Raw genomic sequence first — 4597 nt, 5'->3', positions numbered from 1 at the left:
TAGTAGCATTCACGGCAGGATTAACGGTATTATCTTCACCATTGGTATCGTTTGCAGAGGAACAACAATTAGTAAACAATAAGCAACCTACAAACGTTCAGGAACAAAGCAAAACAACATCAGATGAACAGGCTTTAAAAAGTATTGAAGCTAGTTTTGAAGAGGTAGACGGACGTGGTGGAGGTACTGTCGACAATAAGAAAGTAGATAGTCTTCAACGTTCAGAAGGTATTCATGAAGAAACAGGTACACTAACTGTTCCTAACAATTCAAACAGAACAAAACGTAGTCTGTCTCCCATATCACCTAGCACCTCTAGTACAATAAATGGTGTTCCATTCACTGAATGGATTGTTCCAGCAGGTAACGATAATATTCGTCCTCAAAACTATATGAGTCCAAAATACATTACAATTCATGAGACTGATAATACAAGTGTAGGAGCAGGTGCTAGAAACCACGCCCAATACCTATATAACCAAGCAGTAGGCAACACAGACCGAGCTGCATCGTGGCATTTTACAGTAGACGATAAAGAGATTTATCAACACCTACCATTAAACGAGAACGGATGGCACGCAGGAGACGGTGATGGTCCAGGTAATAGAGAATCTATTGCAATTGAAATCGCAGTTAACAGTGACGGAAACTACAGTAAAGCGGTAGATAACGCTAAGAAACTTGTAGCTTATTTAATGAAAGAAACTGGTGTACCGTTAAATAACATTGTAAAACACCAAAAATGGAGCGGTAAAATCTGCCCTGCTAACATGATTAATAATGGGCAATGGGATGTATTCGTAAATAGCGTTGAGGGGTATTATAATAATCTTTATCAACCAAAAGATGACATTACAGGAGGTTGGTATGAAGAAGCTATTCGAGAGTTAAATAGAAGAGGTATTATGATAGGGGAAGGAAACGGAGTTTTCGCACCTAATAGAGCGATAACAAGAGCCGAATTTGCTCAATTAATCTCTAAATCTCTAAACCTGCCAGCTGGAGATGCTTCATTTAAAGACCTAAACGATGCAAACTCAACTTTACGAGATGGTATTAAACGTGCTGCAAGTGCAGGTATTATTCTAGGTAGAGGTGATGGTTATTTTGACCCAAACACACCTATTACAAGAGAAGAATCAGCAATTATTGTAAACAAGGCTTTACAGTATAAAGGTATATGGGGACCAGTTGTAAACCTACCATTCTCAGACAAAGACCAAATTATTTATAAAGAAGACGTACAAAGACTGTATGGCCTAGGTATTGTAAGAGGTAAGGGTGACAATCAATACGACCCTAAAGGAACAACAACTCGTGGTGAAACAGCAACATTCATTCTAAATATGCTACAAGTAATTGAAAATGGTAGTGTTGAAAAGGTAATTGGAACGGCTCAAATTAATGGTATTGGGGTAAATGTTCGAAGCGGATCAGGTACAAACTATTCTATTGTTAGAAAGACAAGTAAAGGCGAAAAAGTTACAGTATATGAAGAAAAGAATGGTTGGCTAAGAATTGGAACAGGTCAGTGGATTTATTATGACTCTAGTTATATCGACTATAACAGATTATAAAAGACTAAATAGTTAAAAGAACAGGTCATATTTGTATATATAACTTACTCTCAGGTTGTGAAGAAGACTTTCTCCACAACTTGTTTTTGTGTCTGGTCCCCTCTTTATTACTCCCTTTACGTATATAATTCCGCTTTTTTCCGAGCCTCTTCTTTACTGACCGTTATCTGTTTAGAAGCTTTTTCTGCTTTAGAAATAATAGGGTTATTTAGTAATACCCCAGTTGAAAGTACACAACTCGCAAGAAATCTATCCAAAATATACAATACCTTCTCCATTTAGCTGATTAAGTCTACACAAGATTAAATGTAGACTATTATTTTATTGTTTTAGTTTTTTTTTACAATACGGTACGTGAAATTATTATGTTAACCAAAAAAAGTCCCTTGAAAGGAGGACTTATTTGACAAGGTACTGTTCTATTTCTTTTATTAATAGTTCTGCACCTTCTGGACTTAATGAGATCTTACCCTTTGCTAATGCTATGTTACGATTTGACACTTCTCCTGTTAATGCACAAACATGACCAGGCTGATACTTCTGTAAAATGATGTCTTCCCCTTCTACAAAAATCTCTAATGGTGATTTTTCTTTAATTCCAAGCGTATTTCTAAGTTCCTTTGGAATTACTATACGCCCTAATTCATCCACTTTTCTAGTTACTCCGGTTGCTTTCATCCAGCATATTTCCCCATTTCATTATCAATTTGTACCCAATTTATTCTTTACTATTGTAACAGGCTTTCACCATACATGTGAAACATAATGAACCAAAAACAGACAATCATAATAAGAAACTCTTTAAACCCTTACTGAAAGGAAATACGACCTTCTTCCATTCTACACGCCCCTTTTCTCTACAACTTTTCATATGTTAAAATATAGATATCGCTTTTGACAAAAGTTTGTTCGTCTTTTCAACCTTTCCAGTAATTAACTTCCGAAAATATTACATTTATTACCTAGATTTTCATCTTTACGTAGAGCCAATAAATGATTATTCAGATCATCAGTATGCAACGTTTAGGATAGAACATACATTGTATCCGCCAAACAGACAATTTATTTTAGATGTCATTTTATAATGACATCTTTTTTATTAATTTCCCTATTTTTTAGGTGTTATTTAAATAAAGAGAATGACAGAGGTACTATTTTAAACCGTCATATATAATTTAATAAATTTACAAATAGTACACTGACACTTTTGGAAAAATAAGAACCCTATCCTCCTTGAATAGGAAAATAGGGTTCAATCGCTAATATATATTTATCATGCTGGACAACATTAAAAATTAACTAGTTTGTTGAAATTGTTCCTTTTGCTTTGAAAGTCCATTTCCCTCCATTACCTTCATATTCTTTAGCTTTAAATTTCAAGTAATAGTTAGCTAAATCAGTTTTCCCTACAGTATAACTGAAGTCACCTGGCTCATCATCATAAAGAACTACATCAAATTCATCCACAAACTCATCTAGTCCCCATTGTTCACGATAAATTTGTACAGTTACTACAGCTCGGTTACCTTGTGGCTCATAATATTCACTTCCACTTATAGTACCCTTAACTTTTAATTTCCCTTTACACAGTGCCCAATAGTCAGTTTCTTGGACAGAACTAAATGTCTCATTAAACTTATAAGAATCATAACAACTAGTAGCTGCCTTTGCAATATTATTGGTTGGGGCAAAAGTTCCAAATGTTAATGCAATAGTTGCTCCTAATGTTAATATGGATTTCCTCATTTTTTTCATCTCCTAATGATAGTTTTTTAACAGGGTTAATATAACATAATTTTCTGATAAGCAACTTATTTACTCTGTTGAAAAAGACTTTTAAATAAATTCAGTCAATTACCAATCTATTACAGTAATCCTATTAATCCCCCAAATAAAAGGAAAAAGAGCCGGATTTTCATCACAGCTCATGTATTAATTGGTTCTGTATATGTACATGTGGGATATTTTGAACAGCCAAAAAACTTATTTTCTGTTTTATTTGAATTACGAATGACTAAATCATGTTTACATGTTGGACATTTCCGTTCTGCAGGTTTTATCCTTTGATACAAATCTTCAGCCGAATATTCGGGATTAATTTTATTAATTAATTTCTGAAGTTCTACACAATCTATTAGTTTTACATTGCAAGCTTTCGTTAAAAAGATATTATGATTACATCGATTAATAATATGGGAGGAAGGTTATTTGGAGAAGAATAAAAAACAAAATTCATATCATATAAGGGGTAGCACCACATCGCTATCAAGCTAAGATTTTTAATTACCCCCAGAACGACAATTTCATGCATCATTGACTACTGATAATGATGCGTTATGTAGACCTCACAGATAGATATGGGTATACAGTTCTTCTTTTATGGTACACTTCAATAAAAGGGGGTAAGAGGTTTGAAAAAGTGGATTAAAATCACATCAACCTTAGTTATTGCTATAGCAGTTGGTATTTTTACTGGTTACAAAGTCGGTACGTATGCAGGTTCAGACGTTAAGGAAAAGCAGACTGAGAGAATTAAAGGGGAAGAGGTAATACTTGACCTCAACTCTGATCGTCATATAATCAATGCAATGCACAAAATGACTCATCAAAAAGTATTATCTCACGAAAAGCAAGGATTTATCAAAATGACTCCAGAAAATATCGGAAAAGTACGTCGAGCGATTGATGAAAGTAATAGTGGAACCTTACAACATAAAGAACAGTACCTTAAGATGTTGGTTCGTTGGTATGAAGGCGATTTCTCTCAATCGGTTGAGGAGCATAATTTATTATGGGAATGGGACAATAACAGCACTGGTAAAGCATACAAATTAGCGACACCGGAACAAGAAGAAGCATACATTTTAGAACAAGCGAAGTCTGAAAAATAATAAAGGGGTATCGTCGCCTCGCTATCAAACTAATAAAAAGAAATGCCACCCTAAAATGAAAAAATGCGCTATTCTTTCTGTAGAATCATAGGAAAGGATGGCGTTTTTTATGTCTGTTTCTGTGTCTGA

General features: G+C 34.4%; 5 protein-coding genes and 1 pseudogene. 2 read left to right on the top strand and 4 right to left on the bottom strand.

All coding sequences use genetic code 11. The features are described from left to right. Positions 1-1577: S-layer homology domain-containing protein (locus ACO6VI_RS32755; protein ID WP_422425177.1), on the top strand; the 1577-nt coding region annotated here is incomplete at its 5' end. A gap of 116 nt (positions 1578-1693) precedes the next feature. Here ACO6VI_RS32755 and ACO6VI_RS32750 read toward each other — a convergent pair. The 4 genes and pseudogenes from ACO6VI_RS32750 to ACO6VI_RS32735 form a co-directional block, all read right to left on the bottom strand. Continuing rightward, positions 1694-1834 (bottom strand): hypothetical protein, encoded by a 141-nt coding sequence (locus tag ACO6VI_RS32750; protein ID WP_422425175.1) that lies wholly within the window; start codon positions 1832-1834, stop codon positions 1694-1696. A 142-nt stretch (positions 1835-1976) separates the two neighbouring features. Beyond that, positions 1977-2255 carry an AbrB/MazE/SpoVT family DNA-binding domain-containing protein gene (locus tag ACO6VI_RS32745; RefSeq protein ID WP_000648344.1) on the bottom strand — a complete coding sequence of 93 codons (279 nt, stop codon included), beginning with the start codon at positions 2253-2255 and terminating at the stop codon, positions 1977-1979. A 621-nt stretch (positions 2256-2876) separates the two neighbouring features. Beyond that, positions 2877-3323 carry a hypothetical protein gene (locus ACO6VI_RS32740; RefSeq protein ID WP_098588205.1) on the bottom strand — a complete coding sequence of 149 codons (447 nt, stop codon included), beginning with the start codon at positions 3321-3323 and terminating at the stop codon, positions 2877-2879. A gap of 179 nt (positions 3324-3502) precedes the next feature. Then, positions 3503-3739, bottom strand: a pseudogene (locus tag ACO6VI_RS32735) (topoisomerase DNA-binding C4 zinc finger domain-containing protein); the annotation flags it as partial. Between the two features lie 249 nt (positions 3740-3988). On the opposite strand from ACO6VI_RS32735, the gene ACO6VI_RS32730 reads away from it, so the two are divergent. Continuing rightward, a complete protein-coding gene (locus ACO6VI_RS32730; protein ID WP_048565371.1) occupies positions 3989-4468 on the top strand; it encodes a PRK06770 family protein in 480 nt (159 codons plus the stop codon). Positions 4469-4597 lie beyond the last annotated feature (129 nt).

Source organism: Bacillus sp. PSXD-155, from assembly GCF_049310765.1.
Lineage (GTDB): Bacteria > Bacillota > Bacilli > Bacillales > Bacillaceae_G > Bacillus_A > Bacillus_A cereus.
The sequence above is the reverse complement of the archived record's forward strand: the minus strand, read 5'-3'. Positions and strand labels throughout refer to the sequence as shown.